This window comes from Actinokineospora bangkokensis, from assembly GCF_001940455.1.
Lineage (GTDB): Bacteria > Actinomycetota > Actinomycetes > Mycobacteriales > Pseudonocardiaceae > Actinokineospora > Actinokineospora bangkokensis.
The window spans coordinates 558438-574231 of record NZ_MKQR01000028.1; the positions used below are offsets into that span (position 1 = coordinate 558438).

Consider the following 15794-nt stretch of genomic DNA (forward strand, 5'->3'; position numbering starts at 1 on the left):
GCCGGTGCCGGCGGGGGCTCTAGGGCGACTCGGCCTCGGCGGCGGCCAGCGCGGTCTCGACCCGCTCCCGGGCCCCCGCCAGGTGCTTGTCGCACGTGCGGGCCAGCGCCTCGCCGCGCTCCCAGAGCGCCAGCGACTCCTCCAGCGGCAGCCCGCCCGCCTCCAGCTTGGCGACCACGGCCACCAGTTCGTCGCGCGCCTGCTCGTAGCCCAGCTCTGCGGTCATCGGGTGGTGCTCTCCGTGCGGACCCTCGACTGCGCCAGCACAGTCGCGACCGCCTGGTCGTAGGCGACGAACGCCTCGGCGAAGTCGGCGCCGTCGCGGTCGGTGACGGCCTCGGTGATGCGGGCCAGCTCCCGGGTGACCCTGGTGCGCCCGGTGGCGGCGGGCGCGGCCAGCGCGGCGGCCGCGTCGTGCAGCTCGCGCAGGCGCCGGGGCAGCTGGTGGCGGCCGGTGTTGGCGCACCCGGCCAGCAGCGCCGCCCACGCCTCGGCGGCGGCGGCGTCGGCGCGCAGGGCGGCCCAGTGCACGTCGACGTCGAGGGTGCGCGAGGTGGTCAGCGTCAACGGCAGGAACGTCGGCTCGCGGGTGGTGCGCATCAGCCGTCTCCTTCCCGTCCGCCCGCCGTCGCGTGCAGGGCACCGTCCGCCAGCCGCACGCGCAGGGGGGTGCCCGCCGGGGCGTCGGAGACCGAGCGCAGGACGTGGGTGGTCCCGTCGTCGGCGGTGCGCTGCACGACCGCGTACCCCCGGGCAAGCGTGGCGGCTGGCCCCAGGGTCGTCAAGCGGGCGCGGGTGGCGGTCAGCGCCGTGGTCTCCTCCGCGAGCCTGCCCAGCACGGCCCGCCTGCCCCGCTCGGTGAGCGCCCGCACCTGCTCAGCGTGTCTGTCGAGCGGGCTGAGCGGGTCGGCCAGCACCGGCCTGCTGCGCAGCTGGGTGAGCACCCGCAGCTCGCGGTCCACCCACCCGTGCAGCGCGCGGCGGGCCCGGTCGCGCATCTGCCGCACCCGCAGCGACTCCTCCGCCACGTCCGGCACCACCCGCTTGCCCGCGTCGGTGGGCGTCGAGCAGCGCACGTCCGCGACGTGGTCGAGCAGCGGGGTGTCCGGCTCGTGGCCGATCGCGCTGAGCACCGGCGTGCGGCACTCGGCCACCGCCCGGCACAGCGCCTCGTCGGAGAACGGCAGCAGGTCCTCCACGCTCCCCCCGCCGCGGGCGATGACGATGACCTCCACGTCCGGGTCCCGGTCGAGCACCCGCAGCGCGTCGAGCACCTGCGGCACCGCCAGCGCGCCCTGCACGGCCACGTTCTCCACCCGGAACCGCACCGCGGGCCACCGCGCGGTCGCGTTGGCCAGCACGTCGTGCTCGGCCGCCGAGGCCCGCCCGGTGATCAGCCCCACCACCTTGGGCAGGAACGGCGGGCGCCGCTTGCGCCGCGGGTCGAACAGGCCCTCGGCGGCCAGCAGCCGCCGCAGCCGCTCGATGCGGGCCAGCAGCTCCCCGATGCCCACCGCGCGGATCTCCGCCGCGCGCAGGCTCAGCGTGCCGCGGTTCATGAAGAAGGTGGGCTTGGCGTGCACCACCACGCGGGTGCCGTCGGTCAGCGGCGGCTCGTGCCTGCGCAGCACGTCCGCGGCGCAGGTGACCGTCATGGACACGTCGGCGGCCGGGTCGCGCAGGGTGAGGAACGCGGTCCCGGTGCCCGGGCGCGCCGAGATCTGGGTGAGCTGGCCCTCCACCCACACCGCGCCGAGCCGGTTGATCCACTCCGCGATCTTGCGGGCCACCGTCCGCACCGGCCAGGGCTCCTCCGGGGTGGACCCGGCCTTGGCCGCGGGGGCCTGCTGGGGCTGCTCGGTCACTGCTGGGCGCGGACCGTCTCGATGCGCCGGACCAGCATCCCGGTGAACGACGCCCGGTTCTCCCCGGCGCGCTCGTAGGCCAGCAGCTCCTCCAGTTCCGCGATGGAGAACACGCGCAGCCGCGCCCGCAGCTGCGGCAGCGACAGCTCGTCGTAGTTGGGCACCGCGGCGGGGGCGCCCGCGATCGCCTTCTGCTCCTGCTCCCACGGGTCGGCGCCCTCGGCCTCGGCCACCAGGGCGGCCTCCTCCGCGGCGGCGTCCTCCTCGGCCGAGCCCGGCTCCAGCTCGGCGGCGGCCTCCGGGTCGCGCACCGGGTCGGCGTCCAGGGCGGGCTCGACCTCGGCGGGGTCGGCGGTGTCCTCGACGGTGCTGCCCTCGGTGGCGCTGTCCTCGTCGGCGCTGTCCTCGTCGGCGCTGTCGTCCTCGTCCTCGTACTCGAGGTCGTCGTCGAGGTCGTCGTCGCCGACCCGGTCGAACGCGGGCCTGCTCAGGTCGTAGTCGTCGGCGTCCTCGTCGAAGGTCGCCCACTCCGGCGACTCCTCGACCGGGCGCAGCGCGGACAGCACCGCGTCGCCCTTGATGGCGAGCTCGGTCACCTGCTGCTGCACCCGCATCGAGGCCTGCAGCGCCTGGCTCGCGATCGTCACCGGCAGCCCGGCGAGGACGGTGGGGAGGTCCCTGGCGCGCTCGACGGCCGTCGCGGCCAGCCCGGCCGCGAGGCGCACCGGCAGGGGGAGAGGCTTCATGGCCCCTAGCCTGCCCGAATCCCCGGGATCTGCACAGCGGGCCACGGCGGGCGCGGGCGGAGACCCGGGCCACACGTACCCTGGTCACCATGAGTGCTGCGACCAAGCGCGTGCTGCTGGCCAAGCCGCGGGGCTACTGCGCGGGCGTCGACCGGGCCGTCGTGACGGTCGAGAAGGCCCTGGCCGCCCACGGCGCGCCGGTCTACGTGCGCAAGGAGATCGTCCACAACAAGCACGTCGTGGAGACCCTGCGCGCCAAGGGCGTCATCTTCGTCGACGAGACCGACGAGGTCCCCGAGGGCGCGCTGGTGGTGTTCTCCGCGCACGGGGTGTCCCCGGCGGTGCACGAGGAGGCCGCCGCGCGCAACCTGCGCACCATCGACGCCACCTGCCCCCTGGTCACCAAGGTGCACTTCGAGGCCAAGCGCTTCGCCAAGGACGACTACGACATCCTGCTCATCGGCCACGAGGGCCACGAGGAGGTCGAGGGCACCGCGGGCGAGGCCCCCGACCACGTCCGCCTCGTCGACACCGCCGAGGACGCCGCCACCGTCGAGGTGCGCGACCCGTCCAAGGTCATCTGGCTGTCGCAGACCACCCTCTCGGTCGACGAGACCATGGAGCGCGTCGACCAGCTCAAGCAGCGCTTCCCCCTGCTGCAGGACCCGCCGAGCGACGACATCTGCTACGCCACCTCCAACCGCCAGTTCGCCGTCAAGACCATGGCCCCCCAGTGCGACCTGGTCCTCGTCGTCGGCTCCACCAACTCCTCCAACTCCAAGCGCCTCGTCGAGGTCGCCCTCCAAGCGGGCGCCCGCGCCGCCCACCTCGTCGACTTCGCCCACGAGGTCGACGAGACCTGGCTCACCGACGTCGACACCGTCGGCGTCACCAGCGGCGCCTCCGTCCCCGACGAGCTGGTCATGGACCTCCTGGCCTGGCTCGCCGACCGCGGCTACGCAGGCGTCGAGGAGATCACCACCGCCAACGAGAAGATCACCTTCGCCCTCCCCAAGGAAGTGCGGACCAAGCGCGCCCCCTCTTCTTCCTGACCCCCCCTTTCCCTCCCGCTGCGCTAGGCCCTCCGCTGCGCTCTTCTTTCCGCTGCGCGGGGCTCTTTCCCGCTGCGCTCGGCCTTCCGCTGCGCGGGGCTCTTGAAGAGCGGGGGCTTGGGTGGGTGGCCCGGTTGGGTGGATCCGCTTGGTCGGGGCCCCTATGACGATCATGTGCTGCGGGCGGGGAAAAGGCGGGCTGAAAAGACGCCCGCCCGTCCCGTTTGGGTAGCACATGATCGCCTCCCCCGACCAAGCGAATCCACCCAACCGGGCAGTGCCTGCTGTTCGGGCTCGGCTTGTGTGGGTGGTCGCCTTGGGTGCCTTCTTCTTGCAGGCTGGCGCGGGGGTAGCCCGGGCAAGGGGACCCCTGTTTTCAACGCTACCGGCGGGGACCGACAGAACTCGACCCCGGCGCCTTGGCTGTGGACAACTCGGCGGGCCAGCTCATGCGGCCGGACACCGTGTCTTTTCTTCTTTGCCCACGGAGCGAGCAATTACGGAACCGGCGGCCCGGCTACGGGGGTGCTCGATGCGGTGATCTTGTTTGGGTGGGGTAGGCGATCATGGGCTACCCTGTCCGGGCTGAGCGGGGCTCTTTTCGCCCCAGCTTTTCCCGCTCTCTCAGCTCATGATCGCCGTAGGGGCCCCGCCCAAACGAGATCACCGCATCGAGCCAGCGAGAAAGGTCCCGGAATCCTTCAAGCCCGAGAGCCAGGCACTACTCAGGCCGGGACTTCCGCACGGGCCGCCGCTCCCCGTCACGCGGCCGGGGCCGCTTCCCCGCGGCAGCGGCCGCGCGCTCCCGGGCCTCCCGCTCGCGCCCAGCGGGAGCGGCAACCCGGCCCCCGCCCTGCCCGCGAGCGGGATCGCGCTGGACGAACAACCGCACGATGCCCAGCGCCAAGCACACCGCGGTGGTGATGGCCATCAGCGGGAAGTTGCTGGTGAGCGGCAGGGCCACGTTGAAGAGCAGGTTCTTGAGCCCGCCGCCCGCGCTGGGGCCGAAGACGATGAGGGCGCCCGCCGCGGTGGCGGCGAAGACGAGGGGGGGCTGGACCATGGGGCCGAAGAGGCTGCGCCTGCGGACCAGGGCGACGGCGGCGACGCAGCCGAGGACGAAGCCGACCTGGTAGACCACGCCGAGGGCGGCCTGGCGGTTGACGTCGACGGCCGCGGTCACGGCGGAGAGGCCGAGGGCCAGGAGGACGGCGCCCCACCACGGCAGGCCGCGGGAGGCGCCGAACAGGGGGCGTTCGTCCCAGGTCGGTGCTGCGGTGTCGTCAAGATCGCCGTGGCGATCGCGCGTGGCGGTCACGGCGGTACACGTTAGCCGCCCGGGTGGCGCCGCTGTCGTTGGTCGGGGGAACCGGGAGGCGGACCACCCGACGGAGTGAGCGTGGTCACACGGCGGGGTGGCGGTGCGTGGGGGTTCGACGCTGTGGGTGACCGGTTGTGGGGTAATGATCGCCCCGCGGTGCCCGCCCGGACCCGCGGGCCCGACCCGGTGCACCCGATCCCCTGGAGGCCCGACCGTGACGGCGGTGTTCGCCACCCTGGCCGCTGTGCTCGCCCTGCTGCTGGCCGCGGCCACGGCGCTGTTCTGGCGGCTCTACGCCGACAGCGACCGGCGGGCGGCGGCGTTCCGCGCGGAGCTGGCCGGGGAGCGGGCGCGGTCGGACGCCCACCAGACGGCGCTGCGGCGCTACGAGGTGGCGTTCGCGTCGATCTCCGGGCGGGGGGAGCTGGGCGAGCAGGTGCTGGTGGAGACGGCCAGGGCGCTCGGGATGCGGGAGGGGCTGCACTTCACCGTGCAGACCGACGTGGCCGGGGGCGGTGCCGCGCGGCCGGACCTGCTGCTGCTGGTCGGGGACGGGCGCAAGGTGCCGGTGGACGCCAAGATGAGCATGGCGACCTGGGTGGAGGCGGTGGAGACCGACGACGCCGAGGAGCGGTTGGACGCGCTGCGGGTGCACGTGCGCAACATCCGGTCCCGGGCGGCCGACCTGGCGGGCAAGGGCTACCAGCGCTGGGCCGACGCCATCTACGGCACGATCATGTTCGTCCCCTCCGACGCCGCGGTGGTGGCGGCGCTGGACGCCGACCCCTCGCTGCTGCGGTGGCTGCTCGACCGGCGGGTGTTCCTGTGCGGGCCCACCGGGTTCGCCGTCGTGGCGTCCGCGGCGCTGTTCGCCGCCACCTCCCGCACCATCGCCGCCGACGTCGCCGCGGTGCAGTCGGCGGCCGCGGCGGCGCACCGGTCGGCGGCGGGGGCCATCGACGCGGTGAACCTGTCCTCGACCCACCTCCAGCGGTTCGTCTCGGCGCGCAGGCGGGAGCTGGAGGCGCTGGAGCAGTTTCGGGGGGCCGTGGCGCCGCTGACGGAGGCGTCGGGGGCCGCCGAGCTGGCCGGGGTGCGCGAGGCCGTCGAGGACTGACCTGCGGCCAGGGCCCGGGGCGCCCCCTGACGGCGCTCCAGGCAGTCGACCACGGCCCCGAGCGCACCGCGCGCACCGGTTTCGGCGACGTGCCCCACCCGCGGGCTGGGCCGTGCCGGTCGAACACGCGTGCGGTCGGCGTGTCCGCCGTGGCGCTGGGCCGACCACCGCCTACCGTGGGTCAGCATGCGCCTGCTGCACACCTCCGACTGGCACGTCGGGCGCACCTTCCACGGCCGGGACCTGTTGCGCGAGCAGGAGGCGGTCCTCGGCGGCCTCGCCGACCTGGTCGACACCCACCGCGTCGACGTCGTGGTGGTCGCGGGCGACCTCTACGACCGGGCCGTGCCCGCCGCGGAGGCCATCGCCGCCTGCACCCGGGTGCTGGCCCGGCTCGCCGCCGCCGGGGCGGCGATCGTCATCACCCCCGGCAACCACGACTCCGCGGCCCGGCTCGGCGCGTTCGCCCAGTTCGCCGAGGCGGGCGGGCTGCACCTGCGCACCACCGCCGCCGACCTCGACCGCCCGGTGCTGCTGCGCGACGCGCACGGGCCCGTCGCCGTCTACGGCATCCCCTACCTGGAGCCCGAACCCGCGCGCCACGCCCTCGGCAAGCCGGAGCTGCGCGGGCACGCGGGCGTGCTGGGCGAGGCGATGCGCCGGGTCGGGGCGGACCTGGCGCGGCAGGGGAACCCGCGCAGCGTCGTGCTGGCGCACGCGTTCGTCACCGGGGGCGAGGCGACCGACTCCGAGCGCACCATCGCCGTCGGCGGCGTGCCGCACGTGCCCGCGAGCACCTTCGACGGCGTGGACTACGTGGCCCTCGGGCACCTGCACGGGCCGCAGACCCTGCGCGAGGACCTGCGCTACTCCGGCAGCCCGCTCGCCTACTCGTTCTCCGAGGCCCGCCAGCGCAAGTCGGTGTGGATCGCCGACCTCGACGCGCACGGGCTCGCTGGCGTCGAGCGGGTCGAGCTGCCGGTGCCGCGCGAGCTGGCCACCGCCCGCGGCACCCTCGACGACCTGCTCGTCGACCCGGTGCACGAGGCCCTGGTGGACAAGTTCCTCAGCGTCGAGCTGACCGACGTGGTGCGGCCGCTGGACGCCATGCGCAGGCTGCGCGAGCGCTTCCCGCACGCGGTGCACCTGGAGTGGCGGCCCGAGGGCGGCGAGCGCGAGCTGCGCTACCGCGAGGCCGTGCGCGGCAAGTCCGACGAGGAGGTGGCCTGCTGCTTCGTGGCCGACCTGCGCGGCAGCGAGCCCACCGGCGCCGAGCGCGCCCTGCTGCGCGAGGCCCTGGCCGCCGTCGCCGCGGAGGGCAGGCGGTGAGGCTGCACCGGTTGGAGGTCTCCGCCTTCGGGCCCTACCCGGGCACCGAGGTGGTCGACTTCGACGCGCTCGCCGCCGACGGGCTGTTCCTGCTGCACGGCGACACCGGGGCGGGCAAGACCACGCTGCTCGACGCGGTGGCGTTCGCCCTGTTCGGCACCGTGCCCGGGATGCGCGGCGAGACCAAGCGGCTGCGCTGCGACTACGCCGACCCCGACCAGGTCACCGAGGTGGCGCTCGACCTGACCGTGCAGGGCCACCGGCTGCGGGTCGTGCGGTCGCCGGAGTACGAGCGGCCCAAGAAGCGCGGCGAGGGCACCACCCGCCAGCAGGCGCGGGTGTCGCTGAGCTGGGTCGGGCAGGCCCCCTCCGGGCACGCCCCGGACGGCATCACCCGCATCGACGAGGTCGCCGACACCGTCGAGCGGCTGCTGGGGATGACCAAGGACCAGTTCTTCCAGGTGGTGCTGCTGCCGCAGGGCGACTTCGCCCGGTTCCTGCGGTCGGGCACCGAGGAGCGCGAGACCCTGCTGGAGAAGCTGTTCGGCACGCAGAACTTCGCCCGCGTCGAGCAGTGGTTCCGCACCCGCCGCACCGAGAAGCACCGGGAGCTGGAGGCGGCGCGCCGGGAGGCGGGCGAGCTGCTGGCCCGCTTCGAGCAGGCCTCGGGCCAGGACGCCCCGCAGACCCCCGACCTGGGCTGGCTCGACGCCGTCACCACCGCCGCCGAGGCACTGCACCGGGTGACCGAGCAGGGCGTGCGGGCGACCGCGGCCCAGCGCGCCCGCGCCGAGGAGGCGCTGGCCGAGGGCCGCGACCTGGTGGCGAAGGTCGAGCGGGTGCGCAGGGCCACCCGCGAGCTCGCGGAGCTGGAGGCCCAGGCGCCCGCCCGCGCCTCGTGGCGCACCGAGCTGGACGACGCCCGCCGGGCCGCGCCCGTGGTGCTGGCCGACGACCAGCTGCGGCGGGCGCGCCGGGCCGTGGACGCCGCGGTGGCGCGCGCCGAGCAGGCCGTTGACGCCGCTGGTGAGACGGGTGTCAAGCGCTTGCGCGAGTGGGTGGCGCGCGGGCGGCGGCGGGGTGTCGACGGGTCCGTGGTCGACGAGCTGCGCGCCCGGGCCGGGGCCCTGCGCGAGGAAGCGGGCGCGCTCGGCGGGCTCGTCGCGGAGGCGGAGCGGCAGGCGGCCGACGAGCAGCGGTTGGCGCGGCTGGTGACCCGCTCCGAGCAGTTGGCGCAGACGTCCGCGGACGTCGAGCGCGCGCTGGCCGAGTACCCGCCGCGCATCGCCGCCGCCCGCGAGGCGGCCAACAGCGCGGCGGGGTCCCGCAGCGCGGTCGACGGCCTGCGCGCCCGCCGGGACGAGGTCGCCGCCGCCGCCAAGGACACGGCCGCGGCGCAGCGCGCCCGGCAGGCGCTGGTGTCGGCGGAGGACGACAACCGCGCCGCCGTGGACGCCCACCAGGAGGCGCGCGAGCGCGTGCAGGCGTTGCGGCAGGCCCGGTTGGACGGGATGGCGGCGGAGCTGGCGGCCGGGTTGGCGGCGGGGGAGGCGTGCCCGGTGTGCGGGGCGCACGAGCACCCGGCGCCCGCGCTGCCGTCCGGGCACACGGCCACGCCCGAGGACGAGCAGCGCGCCGAGGTCGCCGAGCAGCGGGCGCTGCACGCGCGGGAGCGGGCCGGGCAGGCGTTGACGCGGGCCCGCACGGAGTTGGCGCAGCTGGAGGAACGGCTCGCGCCGTGGCGGGGCGTCGACTTGTCGACCGAGCTGGCCACCGTGCGGGCGGCGTTCGACGGCGCCGTGGCGGCCGCCGCCCGGGTCGACGTGCTCGACAAGGAGCTGGCCGAGCTGGAGCAGGGCCTGGACGCGCTGCGGCAGCGGCGGTCCTTGGTGGAGCGCGACTCGGCGGCCGTGGACTCCGAGCGGCGCGGGCTGGTGGAGGCCGTGCAGGAGCGCGCGGCCGTGCTGGCGCAGGCGCGGGGGCCGTTCGAGTCCGTGGCGGCCCGCGTGGCCGACGTGCAGGGCCGCACCGCTCGCCTGGACCAGGTCGCGGACGCGTGCGCGGCGCTCGTCGCGGCCAGGGAAAGGCTTGCCGAGCACGAGGAAGCGCTGTCCGAGGCCGTGGCGGCCGCGGGGTTCCCGTCCGCTGCGAAGGCGTTGGGCGCCGCGCGTGAGGACAACGTCGTCGAGAAGCTGCGGGGCAAGCTCGCCGACGCCGAGGCAGCGGTCAAGCAGCACAAGGAAACCCTGTCGGACATGGACCTGTTCGGCATCGAGCCGGACGTCGAGGTGGACCTGCTGCCGCTGCGGGACGCGGTCGAGCGCACCCGGTCGGCGGCGGAGCAGGCCGTGGCGGCGGCGGGGGAGGCGCGGACGCGGTTCGTGGCCGTGCGCGACCTGGGCAAGCGGCTGCGCGCGGCGTGGCAGCGGCTGGAGCCCGTGGAGGCCGCCTACGCGGAGCTGGACGCGCTGACCGACGTGGTGAACGGGCGGGGGCAGAACTCGGCGCGGATGTCGCTGCGCTCGTACGTGCTGGCCGCGCGGTTGGAGGAGGTCGCGGTGTCGGCCTCGGCCCGGCTGCGGGACATGAGCCAGGGCCGGTACTCCTTCGTGCACTCCGACGCCGCGGGGGCGCGGGGGACGCGGGGCGGGTTGGGGCTCGACGTGCTCGACGACTACTCGGGGCGCGTCCGGCCCGCCAAGACGCTCTCCGGCGGGGAGTCGTTCCTCGCCTCGCTGTCGCTGGCGCTGGGGTTGGCCGACGTGGTCGCCGCGGAGTCCGGTGGGGCGTTGCTGGACACGCTGTTCGTGGACGAGGGCTTCGGCACGCTCGACGCGAACGCGCTGGACGACGTGATGTCTATTTTGGACACGCTGCGGGACGGGGGTCGGGTGGTGGGGCTGGTGTCGCACGTGGAGGAGTTGCGGCAGCGGATCCCGGTGCGGTTGCACGTGAAGAAGGCGCGGGGCGGGTCTCGGGTGGTGCAGGGGTAGGTGTCCCGCCTCGCCTTCGGCGGGTGTTTGGTGTCGCCTCGCCTTCGGCATCGGCGGGGATCGCGGGGCTCCGCTGGCCTGCTCGATGCGGTGGTCCTGTTCGGCTGGGGCCCCTACGGCGATCATGTGCTGTCGGGCGGGAAAAGGCGGGCTGAAAAGACGCCCGCCCGTCCCGTTTGGGTAGCACATGATCGCCTCCCCCAGCCGAACAAGACCACCGCATCGAGCACTGGCGTAGCCGGGCCGCCGGTTGTGTGGGTGGGCGCGTTGTGGGAAAAGCCCAGTGGGGGAGGGGATTCGAGATGGGGGAGGGTGGGAGGAAGGGGTGGGGGAGGTTTTGTGGGATAGGTGACGAGGGGGAGGGGGTGGGTCAGGGCTCGGGGGCTGTGCGGGCGGAGGCGCGCCAGAGGTGCATGCCCGCGTAGGAGCGCCAGGGGCTCCAGGCCCGCGCCCGGTCGGCGGGGTCGTCCTGGGGGGAGGTGAGGCCGTGGGGGGTGCGGAGGGTGAGGTCGTTCGGGGGGAGGATGTCGGGGTCGCCGAGGAGGCGCATGGTGATGTAGCCGGCGGTGGCGGGGGTGATGCCGGGGTAGGACTGGAGGCGGGTGCGGAGGGTTTCGGGGTCGACGCCGACGTGGAGTTCGAGGTCGCCGGTGGCGATGGCGGTGCAGAGGGAGCGGATGGTGTCGACGCGGCGGGTGGGGCCCGCGAGGACTTCGGCGCCGCGCTCGGCGACGGCGGCCGCGGAGGGGAACAGGGTGGTCAGCTCCCCGTCCTGGACCGGGAGGGGTTCGCCGACGGCCTCGGTGAGGCGGCGGGCGGCGGCGCGGGCGGCGGAGACGGTCAGCTGCTGGCCGAGCAGGGCGCGCAGGACGGTCTCGGTGCCGTCGACGCTGCCCGGGACGCGGATGCCCGGGGTGGTGGCCACCGCGGGGGCCAGGGCCGGGTCGGCGGCCAGCACCCGGTCCACGGCCACCGGGTCGGCGTCGAGGTCGAACAGGCGGCGCAGCCGGGCCACGGCGGTGCCCAGGTCGCGCAGGTCGGCCAGGCGCAGGGTGCACTGCACGTGGGTGCCCGCGGGCCTCAGGTGGGCGGTGGCGGGGCCGTGCGGCAGGCGCAGGGTGCGCGCGTAGCGGCCCGGTGAGCACGCCTCCACCCCCGGCACGGCCCGCCCGCCCAGGAAGGCGAGCAGGCCCGCGGCGTCGAACGGGGTGCGCACCGGCAGCCGCAGCGTCACCCGGCCCGGGCTCGCCGGGACGCGTCTTCGCGGACCGCGGCGGGTGGCGGCCGTCCGGAGCTCGGAGGGGGTGGCGGCGAACACCGCGCGCACGGTGTCGTTGAACTGGCGGACGCTGGCGAAGCCGGAGGCGAAGGCCACGTCCGACACCGACAGCGCCGTGGTCTCGATGAGCAGCCGGGCCAGGTGCGCGCGCTGGGCCCTGGCCAGCGCCAGCGGGCCCGCGCCCAGCTCCGCGGTCAGCACCCTGGTCAGGTGGCGCTCGGAGTAGCCGACCCGGCGGGCCAGGCCGGGCACGCCCTCGCGCTCGATGACCCCGTCCAGGATCAGCCGCATCGCCCGCCCGGCCAGGTCGCCGCGGGTGTTCCACTCCGGCGAGCCGGGCACCACGTCGGGCAGGCAGCGCAGGCAGGCCCGGTAGCCGTGCTGCTGGGCGGCGGCCGCGGTGGGGAAGAACTCGGCGGTGCGCCTGCGCGGGGCCGCCGCCGGGCAGGACGGCCTGCAGTAGGTGCCCGTGGTGCGCACGGCCAGCACCAGCAGGCCGTCGAACCGCGGGTCGCGGACCGCGGCGGCGCGCAGGGCCGTCTCCGGGTCGATCAACACCGGACCATGCTGCCGGCGGGCGGGCCCCCGGTCTGGCGAGAAAGAGACATCAGCCTCGATTTCCCGGAGAACGGCACGGGGACCTGCCCGGCTGGGCAGGTCCCCGTGTTGTCGTCCTGTCACGCCGCGGGCGAACCGCGGTCGTGCGAGCGGTCAGGAGACCGCCTGCACCACCACGTCACCCGAGCCGACGAGCACACCGGTGTCGGTGCGCACCTCGACGTTGCCCAGCAGCACGCGGCCCGCGGCGGGTGCCGCGTTCGCGGTCAGCGTGCCCGGCACCGTCCACGACCCGTTCGCCGGGCGCGAGGCGTTGGCGTCGGTGATGGACAGCGACCCGAACGCCGGGTTGGTGAACACGTCGAGGTAGTCGTAGGTCGTGGTGCCCGCGGGCACCGCGTAGCCGTCGACCACCGCGATGTAGGTGGCCGCCGCCGGGTTGGCGAGCACGACCTCCTCCTCCGAGTCACCGTCGGCGGACTGCCCGACCAGGGCGCACGAGGTGGTGCACCGGTAGACCGACAGGTCCAGGTCGGCGCCGATGTCGGAGGTGTTGCCGATGCGCACCCGCAGCGCGGTCGAGCCCGCGGTCACGACGAACCGGAACTGCTTGGACTCGCCGTCGCCGATCGACTTCTGCTCCTTGAGCGCGCTGCCCAGGTTGGTGCCCGAGGCCTTGCCGGTGAACGGCCCGAAGACGTTCTTCAGCGTGTAGCTGCGGCTCACCGGGGTGCCCGTGGCGGCGGTCGGGATGACGTCCGGGTTCGGCGAGACGGTCGCGCCGAGCACCGAGGCGGTCAGCGCGAACGGCGCCTTGGCGGCGTCGGAGGTGCGGCGGGCCTCCACCACGACCTCCCACACCCCGGCCATCGGGTTGGACACCGTGCGGCTGGTCGGCGAACCGAGGTCGCACCCGGCCACCGGCGGGTTGTAGCAGTTCGGCGTGGCGTTGTCCTCAAGGGCGACGCCGTAGGGGTGGAAGCGCAGGAAGCGGATCTGGCCCGCGCCCGCGGTGGTGCCGCCGCCCTGCAGGTCGACCTTGAACGCCGGGGTGTTCGGCGCGATCCGGTAGAAGAACGACTGCACCTGGTTGCGGCCGATCTCCCCGCCCTTGCGGATGGTGTAGCCGTTGGCCGCGGTGAAGTCGTCCGCCGCGATCACGGTGTTGAGGGTCTGCGCGTCGACCGCGGAGGTCAGCGGGCTGTCCAGGTTCAGGATCGCGGAGTGGATGCCGGTGCTGCCCGGCGACACCGCGACCGGGAACTTGACCGGGCTGTTGAGCGGCAGGGTGACCTTGTTCGCCGAGGAGAACGTGCCGTCGTTGCCGACCCAGTCCACCTTGTAGGTCACCGGCGCGGCCGACCCGCTGGTGCGGGTGAGGGTGTAGGTGCGGGTGTAGGTCGTGCCCGCCTTGACGCCCTCGCGGTCGTAGATGCCGGTGCCGATGCCCGGGGTCTTGAGGAAGCCCGACAGCACCGTGTTGACCGGGACGGTCGCGGTGATCTGCACGTCGGACGGGTTCTTCTTCAGCAGGTTCCACGCCTTGCGCACGTCGATCAGGCCGTTGCCCTGCTCGTAGGCGCCCAGGCCGCTGATGAACCGGGCGGTGGAGTAGAACGACGAGCGGATCTGCGCGGCGGTGTGCGAGATGCCCTGCGCCTTGGCCGCGGAGACCAGCAGCGCGCCCGCGCCCGCGGCCTGCGGGGAGGCCATCGAGGTGCCGTTGAGCATCGCGTAGCCCGGGGGCAGGGAGTAGGTGCCCGCCAGCGGGGCGCCCGCCATCCAGGTCGGGATCGTCGAGATCGCCGAGCCCGGGGCCACCACGTTCGGCTTGAAGCCGCCGTCCTCGCGCGGGCCGCGCGAGGAGAAGCCGTGCAGGCTCTCGCTGACGCCCAGGTCGGAGCCGTAGTTCGAGCGCCAGGTCTCCTTGGTGATCGAGGAGCCCACGGAGACGACCTTGGTGGCCACCGACGGGTCGCCCACGGTGTTCGCGCCCGCGCCCTCGTTGCCCGCGGAGATGAACATCTGGACGTTGTAGGTGTCGATCAGGCGGTCGTAGAGCTCAGCGCGCGCGTTGTTCGCGTCGTTGAGCGCCGGGAGGCCGCCGATGGACATGTTGATCACGTCGACCTTCGCCACCGACGCGGCGTAGATCATGCCTTCGAGCAGGGCGTGGTTGGTGCAGCCGGTGATCCACAGGCAGACCCGGACCGAGACCAGCTTGGCGCCGGGCGCCGCGCCGGACATGGTGCCGCCGAAGAGCCGGTTGCCCGCGACGATGCCCGCCACGTGCGAGCCGTGCTCGCCGGAGACGATGCCGATGTTGACCGCCTGGTTGGCCGGGTCGGTCTGCACGACGAACGGCTGGCGCTCGGCGACCGGGGTCGCCGGGTTGTCCACGCCGAAGTAGCCGATGTCGTACTTGACCTTGTAGTCGGTCATCGGCTTCTCGTCGGTCCAGCTGCCGTCCTGGTCGGTGTCGACCCAGACCGTGCTGGTGGTGACGTTCCACAGCACGCCGAAGGTGCCCTTGGAGCCCGCCGGGTTGCCGTCGCGGTTGATGTCGTTGCCCGACTCGCCCGCCAGCCGGGGGTCGCGCTCGTCGAGCGTGCCGGTGCGCAGGTCACCGGTCTCGTTCGGCATGCCCACCGCGGCGCCCGTGGTCTTCGTGGTCATCAGCAGCCACGTCGGGTCGTCGTCGTTGTTGGCCGTGCCGGTGAAGCTCGGGTCGGTGTAGGTGACCCAGTCGGTGATCTTGCGCTCGCCGGTGCTGGTGGTGTTCAGCGACGGGTGGTCGAGCGCCACACCGGAGTCGATGATGCCGACGGTGGTGCCGCGGCCGTCCCAGGTGGGGTGGTCGTTGACGAACTGGGCGGCGTTGGTGTCGCCCGTCGGCATGTAGGGGTTCACCCGGGGCGTCGAGGCCGTCGGCGGCGCCTGCGGCGTCGGGTCGGCCATGCCCTCCGGCGAGGGGTCGGGCAGCGGGACGTTCTCGTCGAGGTCGAGCGCGCTCACGCCGGGCAGCTTGGCGATCTTCTTGACCTGGTCGGTCGGCACCTCGGCGCGGACGTAGCCGATGTCGTCCTTGCGGTACTCGACCTTGGCACCCGCCTTGGACAGCTCGTCGACCTTGGCGGCGGCGTCGCCCTCGCTGGTGCTGATGAGGACCTTGACGGTCTTCTCGCCGGCCTGCTGGGCCTTGTTCAGCAGTTCGAGGTCGTGCTTGCCGATGCCCTGGCCGTCGTCGGCCGAGGGGGCCGGGTTCGGCGCGGCGCTCGCGGTCGGACCGGTCGCCAGGACGACGCTGGCCAGCGCCGTGCTGAACGCCACGCCGAGCGCGATCCGGCGCCGCCGCCGTTCGGGTTGGATCATCCCACTTCCTTCTTCCTCAGCGGGTGGGTGGCGCGCGCCTGACACGGGTCAGCGGCAGGGCGCTCACGGAGTGTTGTTCGGCGGGGATGCGATGACTAGCGTCCATTTGGGCTAATCCCACCGGGGCTTTACGCCACTTCACCCACGTAGGGTAACGACATC

At 74.3% G+C, this 15794-nt stretch carries 11 protein-coding genes; 4 read left to right on the forward strand and 7 right to left on the reverse strand.

Annotated features, from left to right (window positions below; translation table 11 throughout):
* Positions 1–19: 19 nt before the first annotated feature.
* Genes BJP25_RS29580 through BJP25_RS29595 form a run of 4 tightly spaced genes read right to left on the reverse strand, consistent with a single transcriptional unit; the run spans position 20 to position 2611 of the window.
* Positions 20–226, reverse strand: a complete 207-nt coding sequence (locus BJP25_RS29580; RefSeq protein ID WP_075978269.1) for an exodeoxyribonuclease VII small subunit — start codon at positions 224–226, stop codon at positions 20–22.
* A complete protein-coding gene (locus tag BJP25_RS29585) occupies positions 223–600 on the reverse strand; it encodes a hypothetical protein (protein ID WP_084794688.1) in 378 nt (125 codons plus the stop codon). Before BJP25_RS29585 ends, BJP25_RS29580 begins: the two co-directional genes overlap by 4 nt.
* Positions 600–1865: an exodeoxyribonuclease VII large subunit gene (gene xseA, locus BJP25_RS29590; protein WP_075978271.1), complete on the reverse strand. Its 1266-nt coding sequence runs from the start codon at positions 1863–1865 to the stop codon at positions 600–602. Before xseA ends, BJP25_RS29585 begins: the two co-directional genes overlap by 1 nt.
* Entirely contained in the window at positions 1862–2611 is a 750-nt protein-coding gene (locus BJP25_RS29595) for a lipid droplet-associated protein (protein ID WP_075978272.1), read from the reverse strand. The genes xseA and BJP25_RS29595 overlap by 4 nt, the downstream gene beginning before the upstream one ends.
* 89 nt (positions 2612–2700) lie before the next feature.
* Here BJP25_RS29595 and BJP25_RS29600 point away from each other — a divergent pair, with 89 nt between their 5' ends.
* Positions 2701–3663: a 4-hydroxy-3-methylbut-2-enyl diphosphate reductase gene (locus BJP25_RS29600; protein WP_075978273.1), complete on the forward strand. Its 963-nt coding sequence runs from the start codon at positions 2701–2703 to the stop codon at positions 3661–3663.
* Positions 3664–4384: 721 nt separating this feature from the next.
* Here the strand turns inward: BJP25_RS29600 and BJP25_RS34440 are convergent.
* Positions 4385–4981, reverse strand: a complete 597-nt coding sequence (locus BJP25_RS34440) for a DUF6542 domain-containing protein (RefSeq protein ID WP_075978274.1) — start codon at positions 4979–4981, stop codon at positions 4385–4387.
* A 217-nt stretch (positions 4982–5198) separates the two neighbouring features.
* On the opposite strand from BJP25_RS34440, the gene rmuC reads away from it, so the two are divergent.
* From rmuC to BJP25_RS29620, 3 genes are all read left to right on the forward strand, one after another.
* Positions 5199–6101 carry a DNA recombination protein RmuC gene (gene rmuC / locus BJP25_RS29610; protein WP_075978275.1) on the forward strand — a complete coding sequence of 301 codons (903 nt, stop codon included), beginning with the start codon at positions 5199–5201 and terminating at the stop codon, positions 6099–6101.
* A 186-nt stretch (positions 6102–6287) separates the two neighbouring features.
* Entirely contained in the window at positions 6288–7430 is a 1143-nt protein-coding gene (locus tag BJP25_RS29615) for an exonuclease SbcCD subunit D (RefSeq protein WP_075978276.1), read from the forward strand.
* A complete protein-coding gene (locus tag BJP25_RS29620) occupies positions 7427–10423 on the forward strand; it encodes an AAA family ATPase (RefSeq protein ID WP_075978277.1) in 2997 nt (998 codons plus the stop codon). The genes BJP25_RS29615 and BJP25_RS29620 overlap by 4 nt, the downstream gene beginning before the upstream one ends.
* Before the next feature lie 370 nt (positions 10424–10793).
* Here the strand turns inward: BJP25_RS29620 and BJP25_RS29625 are convergent, their stop codons facing one another.
* Both BJP25_RS29625 and BJP25_RS29630 read right to left on the reverse strand, forming a co-directional pair.
* On the reverse strand, positions 10794–12260 hold the full coding sequence (locus BJP25_RS29625; RefSeq protein ID WP_075978278.1) for an AlkA N-terminal domain-containing protein: 1467 nt from the start codon (positions 12258–12260) through the stop codon (positions 10794–10796).
* Positions 12261–12413: 153 nt separating this feature from the next.
* Positions 12414–15632, reverse strand: a complete 3219-nt coding sequence (locus BJP25_RS29630; RefSeq protein ID WP_075978279.1) for a S8 family serine peptidase — start codon at positions 15630–15632, stop codon at positions 12414–12416.
* Between the last annotated feature and the right edge of the window lie 162 nt (positions 15633–15794).

Bases quoted from the DNA above. Each gene is read 5' to 3' on its own strand.
- BJP25_RS29600 (WP_075978273.1), top strand. From the start codon at position 2,701: ATGAGTGCTGCGACCAAGCGCGTGCTGCTGGCCAAGCCGCGGGGCTAC.
- BJP25_RS29585 (WP_084794688.1), bottom strand. From the start codon at position 600: ATGCGCACCACCCGCGAGCCGACGTTCCTGCCGTTGACGCTGACCACC.
- BJP25_RS29630 (WP_075978279.1), bottom strand. From the start codon at position 15,632: ATGATCCAACCCGAACGGCGGCGGCGCCGGATCGCGCTCGGCGTGGCG.
- BJP25_RS29580 (WP_075978269.1), bottom strand. From the start codon at position 226: ATGACCGCAGAGCTGGGCTACGAGCAGGCGCGCGACGAACTGGTGGCC.
- BJP25_RS29615 (WP_075978276.1), top strand. From the start codon at position 6,288: ATGCGCCTGCTGCACACCTCCGACTGGCACGTCGGGCGCACCTTCCAC.
- BJP25_RS29595 (WP_075978272.1), bottom strand. From the start codon at position 2,611: ATGAAGCCTCTCCCCCTGCCGGTGCGCCTCGCGGCCGGGCTGGCCGCG.